Raw genomic sequence first — 17,203 nt, 5'->3', positions numbered from 1 at the left:
AGTAATTAGTCAAGAGCCTGCCAATCGCCACCCTTGATCCGCACCAGGACAAAAGCATCCTTGCTGAGGCCGGCATGATCCTGGGCCGAGAAGTTGAAGACGCCGCCGATGCCGGCGAAGTTGCTGCTCTTCTCAATCTGCTCGCGAATCGTTTCCCGGGTGGTCGCCCCGGCTTCGATGGCGCGCCTGACCAGATTAATGGCATCCCAGGCGTGCCCACCGAAATGATCCCCGGCAACGCCGTAGATTTTCTGATAACTCTGCACATAACCGACCAGGGAGCTCTTTTGCGGATCGCTGGCCGGCAACTGCTCAGCAACAATGACTTTACCGGAGGGGAGGATAATTCCTTCGGCCGCATCGCCAGCAAGTTCGATGAACTTTTTAGAAGAGACACCGTGGCTCATATAAAGGGGAAGTTTAATCCCCAACTGCTTGACATTCTTGGCGATAACGGCCGGACCGGGATTGGTCCCCCAGCAGATGATCGCCTGGGCTTCACTGCCGCGAATCTTGGTGAGCTGGGCGGTCATATCCGTATCTTTAGGACCGTAGGTATCATCGACCACCAGGGAAATACCGTAGCCGGCGGCATGGTTTTTCAGCTGTTCACGGCCGGAAGCACCAAAACCGTCAGAGACCGTAAGGATCGCGACTTTATTGATTTTGTTCTTTTGCAGGTTTTCAAAAATTTTAATGACGGCGAGACCGTCGTTCTGGGCGGTCTTGAAGACCCAGGGTTTGACCGGATCGGTAATCTTGCTACCGGCAGCACAGGAGATCAAGGGAACCTTTTCCTTTTCAACGACCGGAATGACCGCCATCGTTTCACCGGTGGTACTCGGGCCGATGATCGCGACGACGTTGTCATCCTTGATGAGCTTGTTGGCAAGCTGCACCGCCTTGGTGGCGTCGCCAGCCGTATCGTAAGTCACGAGTTCGAGCTTGCGCCCCTTGATCCCGCCACTTTTGTTAATTTCATCGACCACCATCTGCGCCGTGTTGCGCTCCGGCTCCCCGAGAAAGGAGGGTGGACCGGTTACCGAAAAGAGGGCGCCGATCTTCAGCGGCTCAGCGGCAAAGGCCACAGCAGTCAGGAGCATTACTGCAAAAAATGTCAATAATTGCGCGGTCCGTTTCATCATCTCGCTCCTTGCTGATTATTGGGCAAGTGCCCAGTCGCCTTTAACAATCTTCACCATCTCGAAAGCCGAGAGATCGAGGCCATTGTGGTCGGTCGCGGACATATTGAAAACACCGGAGATGCCGACAAGATTGCTGCTTTGCTCGATTCCGCTGCGAATCTGCTCGGGAGTGGCGCCATTCTTCTTGATCGCTTCGGTAATCAGTAACAGACCGTCATACGCATAACCACCAAAAGTCGAGGACTCAACGCCGAAGGCTTTACGATAGGCGGCATCGTATTCCGCCAGGAGTTTGGCCTGGGGATCAGTTGCCTTGAGTTTATCAAAGATCGCCAACTTGCCGGCGGGGAGCATGACCCCCTCGGCGGCTTCAGGACCGGCCAGTTCGATGTATTTCTTGGAAGCGACGCCATGGCTCATGTAGAGGGGAGTGGTCATGCCGAGCTGCTTGACATTGCGGGTGACGACTGCCGGGCCGGGATTGGTCCCCCAGCAGATGATCGCATCAGCGCCGGCTCCGCGAATCTTGGTCAACTGTGCGGTCATGTCGGTATCTTTCGGGCCGTAGGTCTCATCGGCGACGATGGTGAAACCCTTTTTTGCCGCCAGAATCTTGAGCTGCTCACGTCCGGAAGAGCCGAAACCGTCAGAGACGGTCAGCAGTGCCAACTTCTTCTGTCCGAGTTTTTCGGCATGATTGAGAATTTTCTCTCCGGCAATCTGATCGTTCGCCGGAGTCTTGAAGGTCCAGGGGTTAGCCGGATCAGTGATCTTGATGCCGGCGGCACAGGAAATCAGCGGAATCTTCTCTTTCTCCGTCACCGGTTTCACGGCCATGGTCTCACCGGTGGTACTCGGTCCGACAATCGCCACGACCTTGTCATCCTTGATCAGGCGATTGGCAAGCTGGACAGCCTTGGTTGCGTCCCCGCCGGTATCGTAGATCACCACTTCGAGGAGGGAGCCCTTGACCCCGCCCTTGGCGTTGATCTCCTTCACCAGCATCTCAAGAGTGTTCTTCTCCGGTTCGCCAAGAAAGGCAGCCGGACCGGAGACGGCAAAGAGGGCACCGATTTTGATCGGTGCCGCCGCCTGAGCAGCGGCGGAGGTCAAAAGGAGTCCGATACATACTAGAAACACCTTGAATTTACCCATAGTTTTTCTCCTGTCCTGTTGACGGTTGTTGGTGGATTTTAAAGCTATTAAACGCTGTAAACGCGTTCGCCAGTCAAAATTGTCACCCCTTGATCATGCAGGCAGCGGATGGCTTCATCGGTATTGTCAAAACGGAAGATCATCACCGCACTGCCGCTGCAACGCTCGACAAAAGCATACATATACTCAACGTTCACGCCGCAGTTATCGAGAATGTTCAGCAAGTTAAAGAGACCTAGAGGCTGATCCGGCACTTCCACCGCCACGACATCAGTCATACTGACGGTAAAACCACGTTCACGCAGAATGCTCTTGGCAACTGCCGGTTGATCAACAATCAAACGCAGGATGCCAAAATCGGAAGTATCGGCTAAAGAGAGAGCACGGATATTGACACCCGCTTCACCGATCGTCCGCGTCACCTCGGCGAGGCGTCCTGATTTGTTTTCAATAAAGATCGAAATCTGTTCAACTTTCATGGCCTAACCTCCCGAAAAACCTGCCCTTACCATTTACGATTATCAATGACCCGCTTGGCTTTTCCTTCGCTGCGCTGAATCGTTTTCGGCTCCACCAATTTAACCCGGCTGGTGACACCGAGATTCTCCTTGATCTCCTTCTCGATCCGCTTGGCCAGGGACTGCAGCACCTTGATTTCATCGGAGAAGAGCTCTTCGCCGACCTCAACCTGCACTTCCAGGGTGTCAAGATTCTCTTCACGATCGACAATCAGGAGGTAGTGCGGCTCCACCCCTTCGACACGCACCAGGATCGATTCGATCTGTGAGGGGAAGACATTGACACCGCGAATGATCAGCATATCGTCGCTGCGGCCGCTCATGCGGGTCAGTCGGGCATGTGTCCGCCCGCAGATGCACGGGGCATAAGTCAGGCTGGTAATATCGCGGGTGCGGTAACGGATCAGGGGGATTCCTTCTTTGGTAATCGTCGTGATCACCAGCTCGCCCTGAGCCCCCTCGGGGAGGACTTCACCACTGTCGGGATCGATGATCTCCGGAATAAAGTGATCTTCCCAGATATGCAGCCCGCTCTTGGCTTCAATACATTCGATGGCGACACCAGGGCCCATGATCTCCGAGAGACCATAGATATCGATGGCATCGAGATTCAGCTTGGCCTCGATCTCTTTGCGCATCGCTTCCGACCAGGGCTCAGCGCCAAAGATACCAACGCGCAGTTTCAGTTTCTTGAAGTCGATCCCTTCCGTCCTTGCTTCCTCCGCCATGAAGAGGGAGTAAGACGGGGTGCAGGTCAGGACCGTGGAACCAAAGTCCTGCATGATCATGATCTGGCGCCTGGTATTGCCGCCGGAGATGGGGATGACCGAAGCTCCGAGGCGCTCGGCCCCGTAATGCGCCCCGAGTCCGCCGGTGAAGAGTCCATAACCATAGGCATTGTGGATGATGTCGCCGCGATGGGCGCCGGCAGCGACAAAAGAGCGGGCCATGAGGTCGCTCCAGTTGCTGATGTCCCGACTGGTATAGCCGACCACGGTCGGCTTGCCGGTTGTCCCGGAAGACGCGTGAATACGGACAATCTCTTCCATCGGTGCCGCAAAGAGGCCGTAGGGGTAGGAATCTCGCATGTCCTGCTTGGTGGTAAAGGGCAACCGCCGCAGATCGGCCAGGCTCCTGATATCGTCGGGAGAAATTCCGGCGTTATCGAAACTTTCTTCGTAAAAGGGAACATTGCGATAGACCCGTTGCAGGACCTGTTGCAGACGCTTGAGCTGAAGCGCCTCCAATGCCGGGCGCGGCAGGGTTTCGAACTCTTCGTTGAAGTAGCTGGCCATGCTCTCTCTCCTTGCGTTTACAGGGCACGGCCCATCTGAAAGGCGCGAATGTTGACCTCCAGAGCTTTGGCCGGGACCATCTTGCGCAGCGCGGCCAGCCAGTGCTCTTCAGCAATCGCCAGACGCTTTGAAACCGCCCCGAGAAGGACAGTGTTGGCGGCCTTGGGATTGCCGGCCTCACTCGCCAGATGGAGACCATCGACCAGGAGAAAATCGGGAAAACGACTGCGAATCCGGTCGGCGAGGTCGTCGGGATAAACCTCCTGGCCGAGGAGGACCGAGGGGGGCGGAATGCGGTAGTCATTGACCACCACCTTGGCCCCGGCATGGAGCAGGGGAAGATAGCGGTAGGCTTCCAGGAGTTCGAAGCCAAAGAGGACATCCCCCTCCCCTTCCGGCACCGTCGGCGATGCGACTTCGCGGCCGAAACGGACATGTGAGACAACACTGCCGCCGCGTTGCGACATGCCGTGAATCTCGCTCTTCTTGACGTCAAAGCCGGCGAGCATGAAGGTTTCGGAGAGGATCTCCGAAGCGAGCAGGGTCCCCTGTCCACCGACGCCGACCAGCAGAATATTAGTGACTTTATCGTTCATCGTTTAAATTCCTCGTCAAGGTCAGTTGATCGCGTCGAATTTACAGAGCTGCTGGCAAACCGTACAGCCGGTACAAAGGAGCGGGTCGATATAGGTCTTCCCCTTCTTGCCATCGCTGGAGGGTTGCCACTCAATCGCCGGACAGCCGAGCCGCAGACAGGCTTTGCAGCCGGTGCACTTATTCTGATCGACAGTGAGGATCTTCCCCTTCTCGAAACGACACTCCCCCTTAATCAGACAGCAGGGACGATTGGTGATGATCACCGACGGCTCCGGACGCTGCATTTCAGCCTCCAGCACGGCGCGGGTGGCGACAAGATCATAGGGGTCGACGGTGACAACGTTCTTGATGCCGAGGGTGCGGCAGAGCTCGGCAATATTGACTTTCGGTGCAGGATCACCATTCAGGGTAAAACCGGAGGCCGGAGTCTCCTGGCGACCGGTCATGGCGGTGATACTGTTATCGAGGATCAAGACCGTGGCCGGCGATTGATTCCAGGCCATCTCCATCAAGGAATTCACCCCGGTATGCATAAAAGTTGAATCACCGATGACCGCCACGACTCGCTGTTGCTCTTCAGGCGGCAGGGCGCGAACGATGCCGGAAGCGGTACTGATCGACGCCCCCATACAGACGCAGGTATCCATGGCGTTCAAGGGCGGCAGAAAACCGAGGGTATAACAGCCGATATCGCCGGTGACATAAGCATTAAGGCGATTAAGGAGATAAAAGACCCCGCGGTGCGAACACCCCGGGCACATGTTCGGCGGGCGTGGCGGCAGCTTCTCAGCCGCTAGCGGTGCTAAGACGCTTTTCGGCAGCAGACCACCCTGCTCCAGTGCACTGCGGATGCGACCGGGGGAGAGCTCGCCGCAAAGGGAAAAGAGCGCTTTGCCGGTGACGTCAAGTCCCATCGCCTTGACCTGCTCTTCGATGAAGGGATCGAGCTCTTCGATCACAAGCAAGGTCTTGACCTTGGCTGCAAAGTCACGAATCAGGTCATGCGGCAGCGGATGAACCATGCCGAGCTTGAGGATCGAGGCTTCCGGAAGGATTTCCCGCACATATTGATAAACGACACCGGAGCAGATCACCCCGATCTCCGCGGAACGGATCTCGCTGCGGTTGATGGCGGCGGTAACACCCCAGCGGGAAAGGTTGACAATGCGCTCTTCGACCTTGGGGTGACGCACCCGGGCATTGCCGGGGAGCATGACCAGCTTTGCGGCATCTTTAACCAGGGCCGGCGCCGGCAAATTATCAACCCGCTCCCCCAGAGCCACGATCGACTTTCCATGAGAAATACGAGTGACACTGCGCAGCATCACCGGAGTGTCAAATTTTTCAGAGAGTTCAAAGGCAAGGCGGGTAAATTCCTTGCACTCCTCGGAATCAGCCGGCTCCAGCATCGGAATTTTCGCAAATTTAGCGTAGTTGCGGCTGTCCTGCTCGTTCTGCGAAGAGTGCATCTCCGGATCATCAGCCACCACCAGCACCAGCCCGCCGCGCACTCCCGTGTAGGACAGGGTGAAGAGAGGATCGGCGGCGACGTTGACGCCGACGTGCTTCATGCACGCCAGAGCACGAGCGCCGCCAAAAGAGGCACCGATAGCAACTTCGAGGGCAACCTTTTCGTTCGGCGCCCAGGATGCGTCGACCTCACTGTAGTTGATGACGTTCTCGAGAATTTCGGTGCTCGGGGTGCCGGGGTAGGCCGAAGCAACTTTGACACCGGCTTCATAGGCCCCACGGGCGATGGCTTCATTGCCGGAAAGAATGGCGCGGTCCATGCGATTCCTTATAAAATGGTTTCAGTGATTAAAGAACGATGAATGAGCTGAAAATGAAACGGCATATTAATCAAGAACGGGCCTGGTTGTCAATCAAGAGAACCGGCCCGAACGATGATACTCAACATGTTTAGCTAAAGGAGAAATCCATTTCATCACATGGAAAGAAGGGTCCCTTCCAGCAAACCGAAATCACTGATCCGCAACTCATCCTTGTCCAATAATTGCATAAGAGCCAGGACGATATCAGCGCCATGGACAATCAAATCACCACGGCCCTTTTCTATACCGGGAAGAAGTTCACGTTCAGCTGCAGATAAAGGGAGGAGACGCTGATACAGGGAAAGCAGAGCGGACCGGGATAACAAATAGTTATTAATCCGTTGCCAGTCATACTCGGTCATGGCGAGATCAAAGGCGGCCAGGGTTGTCACTGTCCCTGCCGTCCCTACCAGTTCACAATCTGCGCCGGCGAGGAGGGAATGAAAACCGGCAACGCGCAGATCGTCAGCCAGAACGGCCAGCATCTCTGCAATCACCAACTCAGGATTGGGCGTTTCTGCGAGACTGACGACGCCCAAAGGATAGCTCTTCTGCCAAAGACGTTGCCGGTCTTTGATGACAATAAGTTCCGTGCTGCCACCGCCGATATCAAAAATCAGTGCCTCTAGCGGTGGCGGTTGCAGGCCGGAAAGAACCCCGGCCGAACTCAAGGCCGCCTCCTCGTCCCCGTTGATAATTTCAACAGAAATACCGGTATGCGCCAGCACATCAGCAACAAACTGCTCGCCATTAACCGCGCGACGAACGGCTTCGGTGGCGACTGCGCGGGTACAAACCGGCTTTGTCTGGTCAAGAAGTTGTGCAAAGGCTTCAAGGGCTGACAGGGTCCGCGCCCGCGCTGCGGCAGCGAGCCCTGACTGAGGATCATATCCGCCCGCAAGCCGGGTGATGTGACGAAAGTATTGGTGAGGAACGACTTGTTCGCCAACAACTTCGCCGAGCAGCAACCGCACCGAATTACTGCCGATGTCGATAGCCGCCTTCACTTTTTATCCCCGCTGAGACACCTGGCAACACTGAAAGCGTGATCGGAAATTTTTTCAAGGGCCTGAATCATATCGATATAGATGAGGCCGGGACGAACCGCACATTCACCGGTTGTCAGTCGTTGCAGGTGGTCATTGCGCATCTTTTCTTCACTGCGATCTATAAAGTTCTCTCGGGTTTGGGCCTCGGCCAGGACGTCATCGGCACCGGTATCCAGCGCCCCAACAACATAATCGACAAATGCAACCGTCTCAACAGCGAGAGCATCGAGTTCACGCCGGGCAATTTTAGAAAAAACCACCTGCCATTCCTGTTTACGCAGCGACAGACGAACCAGGGTCTGACAATGGTCACCGATTCGTTCAAAATCGGCAACCATGTGCATCATCAGGGCCACTTCGCGCGCTGATGTATAGGATGAGAAACGATGCGATAACTCAACGAGAAAACTGATTAACTCCTTTTGCAACAGGTCGAGGAGATTTTCATAGCGGGTGAGTTTATGTAACCTCTCGGACTTCTGATCGCCGAGATAAAGCCTGGTTTCATGGAGCGCAGCCTGCGCCGTCTGCGCCATGCGGCGCAATTCCGAGCGCGCCTGGGACAAAGCAATGGGCGGGGTGTTCAGTACCCGATAATCGATAAATTGCAGCCCATACTCGTTGACCGTCTCTCTCCCGCGGATAAAGTATGTCGTCAGTCGCGTAATCTGCTGCAGAAACGGAAGAAAAAAGAGAGCGGCAAAAAGGGCAAAAAAGGTATTGGCATTAGCAAGGTGACGGGTAATAAAGGGTTTTTGTCCCAGTGATACTTGGTACCACTGTGTTTGCTCAAAAGTTGTCACGACATAATCTGCATCGCCGGGGGAAATAAAAGAGATAATCCCGATAAAATAAGGAAAGAGAAGTGCAATAACACCGGCCGCAGCAACGACAATCAGGAATTGCGCGGCCGCTACGCGGCGAGCAGCGAGAGACCCGTGAATAGCGGCAATAATCGTTGGTGCACAAGAACCAATATTGGCACCAAGGATCAGGGCAACTCCGGAGGCAAAATGAAGATGGCCACTGGCACCTAAAGCAATGATCAAAGCAATAACGGCAGTAGAATTCTGCACCAGAGCCGCCAAAAGCGCGCTACAGACAACGCTTAACCAGAGATGATTCTGCAGAACACTAATGAGCTGGCCAAAGGCGGGATTGTCCCGGAGCGGTTCAAAAGATGACGTCATCATCGCCAAACCGAGCATTAACAACGACAACCCGAAGAGGACGGAGGCCGCATCACGGAGGTAGGTCTGGCGAGCAAAAAAACGCAAAAAAACGGAGACAACAAGGAGAGGGAAGAGCATCCAGCCGGGATTAAAAGCTATAAACTGCAAAATAAGACTTGCACCGATGCTCGCACCAAGAACGACAGCAATACCATCAACCAGGGAGATAATCCCATGACTGACAAAGCCGATAGTCAAGACAGCAGTGGCTGCGGAGGATTGGGTGAGCGAAGTAATTGTGAGACCGAAGAGGCAGCTTTTCAGACGATTTTTAACCAGTCCGGCAATAATAAAACGCAGACGTCCACCGGCAATATTTTGCATCCCTTCCGTCGTTCGCGTCAAACCAAAGAAGAAAAGGATCAAGCCGCCAATAAAAGCAAAAAAAGAGGCATGCGAAAGCACGGGAAGGGAATTGAGCACCGGAGTTACTTCATAATCTTATAGAGAGAAATGAAAAGACCATCTATTGATCTCCTGTGTATTTTCGGTAATTTATAGCATTCAAGAAAAGAAAATCAACCATACGAACAAAAGTAACCGCATATAAAAAGGACCGACTTTCGTCGATCCCTTACTTTAATTTGAAACCTTTCTCTTTTGCTATCGGCACGAAACTTATCTCGCCTGGAAATCCTCTCCGTTGACCCGGTCGCGTAATTCTTTTCCGACTTTAAAAAAGGGAAGTTTCTTCGGCTCAACGTGAATCGATTCGCCTGTTTTAGGATTACGTCCCTGATAGGATTTGTAGTCTTTGACAACAAAACTACCAAAACCGCGAATTTCGATTCTCCCCCCGTCAATCAATGTTTTGGACAGAGCAGAAAATATCGTATTGACGATCTCTTCTGATCTTTTGTAGGTTAATTCCTTTTCTTTCGCCAGCGCCTCGATTAATTCTGATTTATTCATCTTTTTCACCCCTATCTGAAGAATTAGATGGCCGGAAGGAAAATAATTTTAAACTTTTTCAAGAATAGCTTAAAGCGTCAAACTGTCAACAGAAAGGTGAATAAACTAAAAAAAATCAAGCACTGCCCTTGAGTAACTGGATGGCATTTTCACGTAATGATCCGTCTATCGAATCAGCTTCAACAAAAGCCCGAAGTATCTGCTTTGCCTCTTTTGTCCATCCCAGCGCTAAATAAACCCGGGCAATGTGATAACCCCATAACGGGTTTGTCGGTTCTCCCTTGGCTGCATTTTTAAACATTTCCAGAGACTTCTGCAAGTTTTTCTTGTGTCGCAACCAAAAATCTGCCAGCTCGACATTGGCGCCACCGGAACAGCCTCCTCCTACCGGGATTGAACTTAAAACTCTTTCCGCTTCATCAATACGGCCCTGCTCTTCCAGGGTGCGTGCAACAAAGACCATGAGCTCGGGTTCGTTATGACCAAGTCTTAAAGCCTCAGTTGCATGCTCAAAGGCTTTGGCTGAATCCCCTTGCGCCTGACAAATGACCGCAAAGCGCGCATGGCAATAATCGGGCATGCAATTCGCCTTGAGCATTTGTGACAACAAATTACCCGCAGCAGCGAAATTCTGGTTTCCGATATGAAGATCAACCAGGGTCAGTGCGGCAAGGACAAAAGCCGGATTCAAACTTATCGCCTGTTGCAAAGCCTTTACGGCCTCGGAATATTGCTTTCTGCGCGCAAAGAGCGTCCCAGATTCATAATAAAATATATCATTATATTCATTTGCCGGTACCTTCAAGAAGAGGGCTAACGCTTCATCATCACTCTCCTCATGCGCCAGAAGGATGGCTTGCCGCATCAGTGTTGAAAGTTCCAGGTAACGGGGACGCAGATCAACCGGGTAAGCAGTGAGCACCAGTTCAAAACGGGTTTCTTCATCAAAAGCACCTGCAAGCTCAGTCGGCGCCACAGCACCTGAATCAACCGTTCCGCAACAGGAAGAGGAACAACTGCGCTTGCTGACAGTGGCCTTCTGTGCTGGTATATTGTCCGATAAAACAGTATTGCCACCGCCGATACGTAAAAATTCAGCATCTATTAATTCCCGCAGCGCACAGGAACGAACCAACTGCCGGGCAAGATCAAAATGCTCGATACCACGACGAAAATCATCGGCACGCAGAGAAGCTAAACCTTCCTCAAAATTGATACGAGACAAATTTTCAGCCGCGACATCGACAAGCTCGCGCAGCTCTGCTTGATCACCGGCCGGCAAAGAATTATCCTCTAATGCCGATGCAAAACTGAGAACATCAGCCCAACGCTCCTGATTTGAAGCTTTGCGAATTTCATCCAGTGGATTACAGGAGCCAAACCAACGCGAGAAAAATGACATGTTTTTTCCTGCCTGCGCTAAAGTGTTGTAAAGGGCGAAAGAGTCCAGATTACTTTGGTCTCACCATTTCCTGAATTATGCCAACGATGGGGGAGATGTGACTTGAAGGACAAGCTGTCGCCAGCATAAAGTTCATGCGTCTCATCGGCAATGGTTAACGACAACTGGCCTTGCATAATATATATCAATTCATCCCCTGGATGGTACATATTCTTTTCGCCGCTGCTCCCTCCGACCTTGATCGTACAAAAAAAAGACATGAATTGCGGGTCGCGCAGTCCGGAAGTAAACGACTCGGTCCGCATGTTTTCAGAGGGATCATCATAAATCGTCGTATCCCTTTGCCCCGGACGTGAATATACGATTTCATGCGTGTGCGAAACTTCCTCGACAAAATAATTAATACTTTTATCAAAGACGCTCGCCAACTTCATCAGAATTTCGACTGAGGGGATTGTCAACCCTCTCTCAATGCGCGAAATCATATTGGATGAAACTCGTGAACGCTCCGCCAATGACTGAATGGTCAAATTACGCTTCAAACGGATATTTTTGAGTTTTTTGCCGATAATTTTTTTAAGTTTCATTTTGTCAGCCAGTCAAAAAAGGTTTAACGCGACACCGAGGGGGCAGGTGAAACGACCCAGAGAACCTGGGCACGGCCCGGACTCAAATTTTTCCAGCGATGTGGTCGAGAAGCTTTAAAGGCGATCGAGTCACCGACATTAACAAGGTATTCTTCTTCATCGACAAAAAATGCCACCGACCCTTCCAGGACATAAGCAAACTCCTCGCCGGAATGAACCATCCCCCCCTCCCCGCTATTACATCCCTTTTCGAGGATATCGATAAAAACAGAAAATCCCGGATCACGAATGCCTTGCGTGAGACTGAAAATCTGATGTTTGTCCTCAAAGAAGAAGATCGGTTCCCCCTGCCCGTTCCGGGTATGCACGAGCGTAGACCCTTTTTCTGCTTCTTCGATGAAAAAATTCATACTCATGCCGAAGGAGGAGGCAAGACGCATAAGAATTTCCACCGACGGCGTTGTCAAACCCCGCTCTATGCGTGAAATCATATTGGATGAAACCGCGGCACGTTTCGCCAACTCCTGAATCGTCATGTCATTTTTCAGGCGGGTCGCCTTGAGCTTCTGTCCGATAATACTTTTGATCATAGCACCACCAATGCAAGAATTTAGAATGATGTTTTATCATTCCATTTAATGACAGTCAACCAGATAGCAGGAATTTAAATTTAATCATTCATAATCCTGATTGTAAACCAGTAAAAGCAAATGTGGTTGACAAGTGGATTTCACTGCATGTAATCTTTGAAAGATAAATTCAACAAACAGACTGGATGTTCTAATGTTTTCATTCCCTTCGACTCTTTATCAAAAAGCCAAACAACGGATCGCCCCTTCTCATGACGAAGCACTGCAGATTTTACACTCGCAGGGTGCGGATTTAACGGCCATCTTTGCGGTTAGCCAGGCGTTACGTGAAGAATCTTTCGGCAACACAATAGAACTCTGCTCGATCATCAACGCTAAATCCGGGCGCTGTGCCGAAAATTGTGCTTTCTGTGCCCAGTCGAGCCACCACACCAGCACTGCCCCGGTCTTTCCGCTCAAATCACAGGAAGAGATCGTCCAGGGGGCGCGGCAGGCGGCCAGCGAGGGGTCGCACTGTTACGGCATTGTCACCAGCGGCACCCGGGTCAAGGCCGGGGAAGAATTCGAGCGCATCCTTGCTTCCCTGCGCGATATCCGCACCACCACTGTCATCGACCCTTCCGCCTCCCTCGGCCTTCTCGACCCCGCCAACGCCGCTGCTTTGGCTGCGGCTGGCTGCGTCACCTATCATCACAATCTCGAAACAGCGCGCTCATTCTTCCCGCAGATTTGCAGCACGCACGACTACGAAGAAGATGTGCAGACCGTACAGGTCGCCAAGGCGGCAGGAATGAAAGTCTGTTGCGGTGGCATCTTCGGTCTCGGTGAATCACTGGAACAGCGGGTTGAACTCTGTCTGACCTTGCGTGAGCTCGATGTCGACTCCATCCCCCTTAACTTCCTGAATCCGATCCCTGGGACGCCTTTAGCCGATCTTCGGCAGCTCACCCCTCTTGACTGCCTGCGCATTATTGCTCTCTTCCGCATTGTCCACCCGACAAAAAGGATCAGCATCTGCGGCGGTCGTGAACAGAACCTGCGCGATTTCCAGTCCTGGATCTTCATGGCCGGAGCCAGCGGCACCATGATCGGCAACTACCTCACCACCACTGGTCGCGATCGTGAAACAGATCTGCAAATGCTCCGTGATGCCGAGGTGAGTGTCAATGTCTGCCGTTAATCTGCCCTTTAAAGGGATCTTTGTCACCGGCACCGACACCGGCGTCGGCAAGACCATGGTCAGTGCAGCATTGGCGCATTTCTTAACAGAACGCGGTCTCAAAGTCGGCGTAATGAAGCCGGCCGAGAGTGGTGTCAGCGACCCGTCGTGCCTTGGCGACGATGGTAGTCTGCTGCAATGGGCCGCCAGCAGCCAAGACCCTGTGGAGGAGATTTCTCCCTACCGTTTACGCGCTCCCCTGGCGCCAGCACAAGCAGCAGAGAAGGAAAAATGTTTCATCGACTTTGCCAGACTGGTCGCGACGGCGCAAAAGCTAGGTCAGCGCCACGATTTTCTTATCATCGAAGGCGCCGGCGGGCTGATGACCCCCTTGTCCGGCGGATTGCTGATGGCGGATCTCGCCAAAGCGATCGGACTCCCCCTGCTGGTCGTGACCACCGCCCGACTTGGCACTCTCAACCAGACTCTACTGACCATCTTTGCCGCCCAGCAGATGGAAATTCCGGTGGCCGGTTACATGATCAACCGCATGCCGGCTCAGCCGGACGAAGCTGCGGAAACGGCGCCGCATACCCTCTCCTCCCTCGCCTCGGCCGATATCCTCGGAGTCCTGCCGGAGGTGGACGGTGCTGATCGGGACAAGGTTCTCACCCTCAGTGCCGCCCTCAAAACCCTGCCATCCCTCCCCTGGCTTATTGCGGCAATCGGAATTTAGATGACTAAAGCCGAACTTATCCGCCTTGATCGCGCCCACGTCTGGCACCCCTGCACACAGGAAAAGGATCACGAACTCCTGCCGCCGATCCCCATCGCCCGTGGCGAAGGTTCCTGGTTGATCGATGTCGATGGCAAGCGCTATCTGGATGGCGTCTCTTCGTGGTGGGTCAACCTCTTCGGCCACAATCATCCCCGCCTCAATCACGCCCTGAACGAACAGGCTGGCAGGATCAGTCACCACATCTTTGCCGGCTTCACCCACCAGCCGGCGGTGGAACTTGCCGAGCGTCTCTGCACCCTGGCGCCGGGAAATCTTTCCCGCGTCTTCTTTGCCGACAACGGCTCCTCAGCCATCGAAGCAGCGCTGAAGATGTCCTTTCAGTACTGGCAGCAGACCGGTAAACCCAATAAGAGACGCTTCCTTTCCCTGAGTGAGGCCTACCACGGCGAGACCCTTGGCGCCCTGGCCATCGGCGGCTGTGAACTCTACCGTGACGTCTACCGACCACTCCTCCTCGATACTCTGCAAGCAGCGGGTCCGGACTGTTTCCGCTGCCCCTACGGATTGTACCGCGACAGTTGCGACGCTGAATGTTTTGCCGCCCTTGAACAGATTGCGGAAGCGAAACAGAATGAGATCGCTGCGATCATCGTCGAACCGCTGATTCAGGCCGCTGCCGGGATGCGGATCTACCCGCCACGTTACCTGCAAAAGTTGCGAATCCTCTGTGACCGCCTAGCGATCCACTATATCGCCGATGAGATCGCCGTCGGTTTTGGCCGCACCGGCAAGATGTTCGCCAATGAACATGCCGGCATCGGCCCCGACCTCCTTTGCCTCTCCAAAGGAATCAGCGGCGGCTATCTCCCCCTTTCAGTGGTTTTAAGCACCGAGGAGATCTATCAGGCGTTCTACGACGACTACCCGACGATGAAAGCCTTCCTCCATTCCCACTCCTATACCGGGAATGTTTTGGCCTGCGCTTTGGCAGTGGAAGTACAAAAGATCTTTGCCGAAGAGAACATTCTGGGGCAACTGCCGGTAAAGATGGCCCGCTTCGACGCCGCAGCTTCTCATTTTTCAGCATTAGAAAATGTCGGAGAATTCCGCCGCTGCGGCATGGTGGCGGCGATTGAACTGGTGCAGGACAAGGCGACGAGGAGCGGATATCCCTGGCAGGAACGACGCGGCTATCAGGTTTACCAGCAGGCCTTGCAACGCGGCGCGCTGTTACGGCCACTGGGGAATGTCATTTACTTTATGCCGCCCTTGACGATCAAAGTAGAAGAGCTGGATTTGTTGCTGGAAATCGCCTATGATGCGCTCCTTACAGTAACCAACCCATAAAATGCTTTCCAAGGACAAGACAAATATTATGGCAACTAAAGCTCTCACTGGCAAACAGGCCCGCTTTTTGCGCGGACTCGGACATCATCTCAACCCCATCGTCATGATCGGTCGCGGCGAACTTAGCGACGCCGTTCTGCGTAGCACTGACGAGGCACTTAAAGTCCATGAACTGATCAAGGTCAGACTTCAGGAAGGGTGCGAACTCGACCGCCGCGAAGTCGCAGCTCAACTCGCAGAAAAGAGTGACGCGCAAATCGCGCAGATCCTTGGCAAGACCTTCCTCCTGTATCGTGAGGCGGAAGAAAAGAAGATCATCCTGCCATAAGTCGTTTTTTCAAAACACAACGCAAAAGGCCGTCCAGAGGGACGGCCTTTTGCGTTGTGTCGCTTCTTTAGCTGCGTTCGTAGGGATCAAAAAGGCGCTGATATTCGTCGAGAGCAAACCGATCGGTCATGCCGGCGATATAATCGCAGATAACCCGCTCCCGTCCGTAAAGATCGAATTTTTGCTGGTATGGGCGCGGCAGCAAGGTCGGGTTTTGACAATAAGTTTGAAAGAGCTGGGTTAAAAAGCGATCCGCCTTGATCCTCATCCGTTCAACTTTGTGGTGGCGGTAAAGATGCTGGAAAAGGAACTGTTTGAGTTCGCGATTCTTTTTCTGGAGATCACCGCTGAAACAGATGAGATTTTTTGGCTGACGCCGGACCTGATCGAGAGTGATGATATCGAGATCGGCGAGACGGGTGCGCGTCGTCGCGACCAGATCATCGATAAAGACGCCGATAAGATGGCTGATGGTTTGATAGATTTTACGTTCCTGCTGTAAACCGGGATATTTGCTGTCGACAATTTCCGAGGTTTCACGCCACAAAGTGATGTCATCAAGTTCCGCGGGACAGATGAGGCCGGCCTTGATGCCGTCATCAATATCGTGATTATTATAGGCAATTTCATCGGCAAGATCGATAATCTGCGCCTCAAGGGTCGGTCGCCATTCCGGGTGGTAATCCTGCAGTTCCGGAGAACGGCCGCCGTCATATTCCGATGAGTGCTTGATGATCCCCTCGCGCGTTTCCCAAGAAAGATTGAGCCCGTTGAACGCGGGGTAGCGCTCTTCAAGGGTCTCGACAACCCGCAGCGACTGACGATTGTGCTCGAAGCCGCCATGATCGACCATCAAACGATTCAAGGTTTCTTCACCGGTATGACCGAAGGGCGTATGGCCGACATCGTGTGCCAAAGCCAGCGCCTCGACAAGATCTTCATTCAACTGCAGGCGTCGGGCAGTACCACGGGCGATCTGTGCTACCTCCAGCGAGTGGGTGAGACGGGTACGGTAATAATCCCCTTCGTGATTGACGAAGACCTGGGTTTTATATTCGAGAAGACGAAAGGCTGCACAGTGGATAATGCGATCGCGATCCCGTTCAAAAGCCGGACGATCATCTTTGAGCAGCTCCGGGTGAGTCCGTCCCAGACTTTCACTGCTGCGGGCTGCGTAAGGGGCAAGATCGGGTCTTTCCATAAGGAAAACTGCACTCCTTCAATCGTAATCAGCTGATACTACGAAAAGTTATAGCCTTACCACGGCGGGGAATCAAGCCGGAATCGGCGGTTGACGCCTTCAGGGGGGTGTGTTA

The 17,203-nt window shown here is 53.2% G+C and carries 17 protein-coding genes; 4 read left to right on the top strand and 13 right to left on the bottom strand.

Features of this window, described 5'->3' with window-relative positions:
* Positions 1 to 5: 5 nt before the first annotated feature.
* The 12 genes from CVU69_03620 to CVU69_03565 all read right to left on the bottom strand — a co-directional run bounded on the left by CVU69_03620 (position 6) and on the right by CVU69_03565 (position 12,314).
* The gene (locus CVU69_03620; GenBank protein PKN13097.1) at positions 6 to 1,145 is read right to left on the bottom strand and encodes an ABC transporter substrate-binding protein; all 1,140 of its coding nucleotides are present in this window, start codon (positions 1,143 to 1,145) and stop codon (positions 6 to 8) included.
* Between the two features lie 15 nt (positions 1,146 to 1,160).
* Positions 1,161 to 2,300 (bottom strand): ABC transporter substrate-binding protein, encoded by a 1,140-nt coding sequence (locus CVU69_03615; GenBank protein PKN13096.1) that lies wholly within the window; start codon positions 2,298 to 2,300, stop codon positions 1,161 to 1,163.
* A gap of 47 nt (positions 2,301 to 2,347) precedes the next feature.
* Positions 2,348 to 2,779, bottom strand: a complete 432-nt coding sequence (locus tag CVU69_03610) for an amino acid-binding protein (protein PKN13095.1) — start codon at positions 2,777 to 2,779, stop codon at positions 2,348 to 2,350.
* Positions 2,780 to 2,805: 26 nt separating this feature from the next.
* Positions 2,806 to 4,113, bottom strand: a complete 1,308-nt coding sequence (locus tag CVU69_03605; GenBank protein PKN13094.1) for a phenylacetate--CoA ligase — start codon at positions 4,111 to 4,113, stop codon at positions 2,806 to 2,808.
* Between the two features lie 17 nt (positions 4,114 to 4,130).
* Positions 4,131 to 4,709 carry an indolepyruvate oxidoreductase subunit beta gene (locus CVU69_03600; GenBank protein PKN13093.1) on the bottom strand — a complete coding sequence of 193 codons (579 nt, stop codon included), beginning with the start codon at positions 4,707 to 4,709 and terminating at the stop codon, positions 4,131 to 4,133.
* 21 nt (positions 4,710 to 4,730) lie between these two features.
* Positions 4,731 to 6,500, bottom strand: a complete 1,770-nt coding sequence (gene iorA / locus CVU69_03595; GenBank protein ID PKN13092.1) for an indolepyruvate ferredoxin oxidoreductase subunit alpha — start codon at positions 6,498 to 6,500, stop codon at positions 4,731 to 4,733.
* A gap of 155 nt (positions 6,501 to 6,655) precedes the next feature.
* Positions 6,656 to 7,549 (bottom strand): exopolyphosphatase, encoded by an 894-nt coding sequence (locus tag CVU69_03590; GenBank protein ID PKN13091.1) that lies wholly within the window; start codon positions 7,547 to 7,549, stop codon positions 6,656 to 6,658.
* On the bottom strand, positions 7,546 to 9,246 hold the full coding sequence (locus tag CVU69_03585; GenBank protein PKN13090.1) for a Na/Pi cotransporter: 1,701 nt from the start codon (positions 9,244 to 9,246) through the stop codon (positions 7,546 to 7,548). Before CVU69_03585 ends, CVU69_03590 begins: the two co-directional genes overlap by 4 nt.
* Before the next feature lie 195 nt (positions 9,247 to 9,441).
* Positions 9,442 to 9,735: an integration host factor subunit beta gene (locus CVU69_03580; GenBank protein PKN13089.1), complete on the bottom strand. Its 294-nt coding sequence runs from the start codon at positions 9,733 to 9,735 to the stop codon at positions 9,442 to 9,444.
* 115 nt (positions 9,736 to 9,850) lie between these two features.
* Positions 9,851 to 11,137, bottom strand: a complete 1,287-nt coding sequence (locus CVU69_03575; protein PKN13088.1) for a hypothetical protein — start codon at positions 11,135 to 11,137, stop codon at positions 9,851 to 9,853.
* 17 nt (positions 11,138 to 11,154) lie between these two features.
* Complete coding sequence (locus CVU69_03570) at positions 11,155 to 11,724, bottom strand: XRE family transcriptional regulator (GenBank protein ID PKN13087.1); 570 nt, start codon at positions 11,722 to 11,724, stop codon at positions 11,155 to 11,157.
* 23 nt (positions 11,725 to 11,747) lie between these two features.
* A complete protein-coding gene (locus CVU69_03565; GenBank protein PKN13086.1) occupies positions 11,748 to 12,314 on the bottom strand; it encodes an XRE family transcriptional regulator in 567 nt (188 codons plus the stop codon).
* 193 nt (positions 12,315 to 12,507) lie between these two features.
* Between CVU69_03565 and bioB the strand changes: the two genes are divergently transcribed.
* The 4 genes from bioB to CVU69_03545 are packed head-to-tail and all read left to right on the top strand — an operon-like array spanning position 12,508 to position 15,887.
* Positions 12,508 to 13,494, top strand: a complete 987-nt coding sequence (bioB, locus tag CVU69_03560) for a biotin synthase BioB (protein ID PKN13085.1) — start codon at positions 12,508 to 12,510, stop codon at positions 13,492 to 13,494.
* A 1-nt stretch (position 13,495) separates the two neighbouring features.
* Positions 13,496 to 14,209, top strand: a complete 714-nt coding sequence (gene bioD / locus CVU69_03555) for a dethiobiotin synthase (protein ID PKN13207.1) — start codon at positions 13,496 to 13,498, stop codon at positions 14,207 to 14,209.
* Positions 14,210 to 15,559: an adenosylmethionine--8-amino-7-oxononanoate transaminase gene (gene bioA, locus CVU69_03550; GenBank protein PKN13084.1), complete on the top strand. Its 1,350-nt coding sequence runs from the start codon at positions 14,210 to 14,212 to the stop codon at positions 15,557 to 15,559.
* Between the two features lie 28 nt (positions 15,560 to 15,587).
* A complete protein-coding gene (locus CVU69_03545) occupies positions 15,588 to 15,887 on the top strand; it encodes a ribosome assembly RNA-binding protein YhbY (GenBank protein ID PKN13206.1) in 300 nt (99 codons plus the stop codon).
* Between the two features lie 67 nt (positions 15,888 to 15,954).
* Here CVU69_03545 and CVU69_03540 read toward each other — a convergent pair whose 3' ends face one another.
* Positions 15,955 to 17,088, bottom strand: coding sequence for a deoxyguanosinetriphosphate triphosphohydrolase (locus CVU69_03540; GenBank protein ID PKN13083.1), 1,134 nt, complete (start codon positions 17,086 to 17,088; stop codon positions 15,955 to 15,957).
* Between the last annotated feature and the right edge of the window lie 115 nt (positions 17,089 to 17,203).

This window comes from Deltaproteobacteria bacterium HGW-Deltaproteobacteria-4, from assembly GCA_002841765.1.
Taxonomy (GTDB): domain Bacteria; phylum Desulfobacterota; class Desulfuromonadia; order Desulfuromonadales; family UBA2197; genus UBA2197.
Note: the sequence above shows the minus strand (reverse complement) of the source record. Positions and strands in the feature narration are given on the sequence as shown.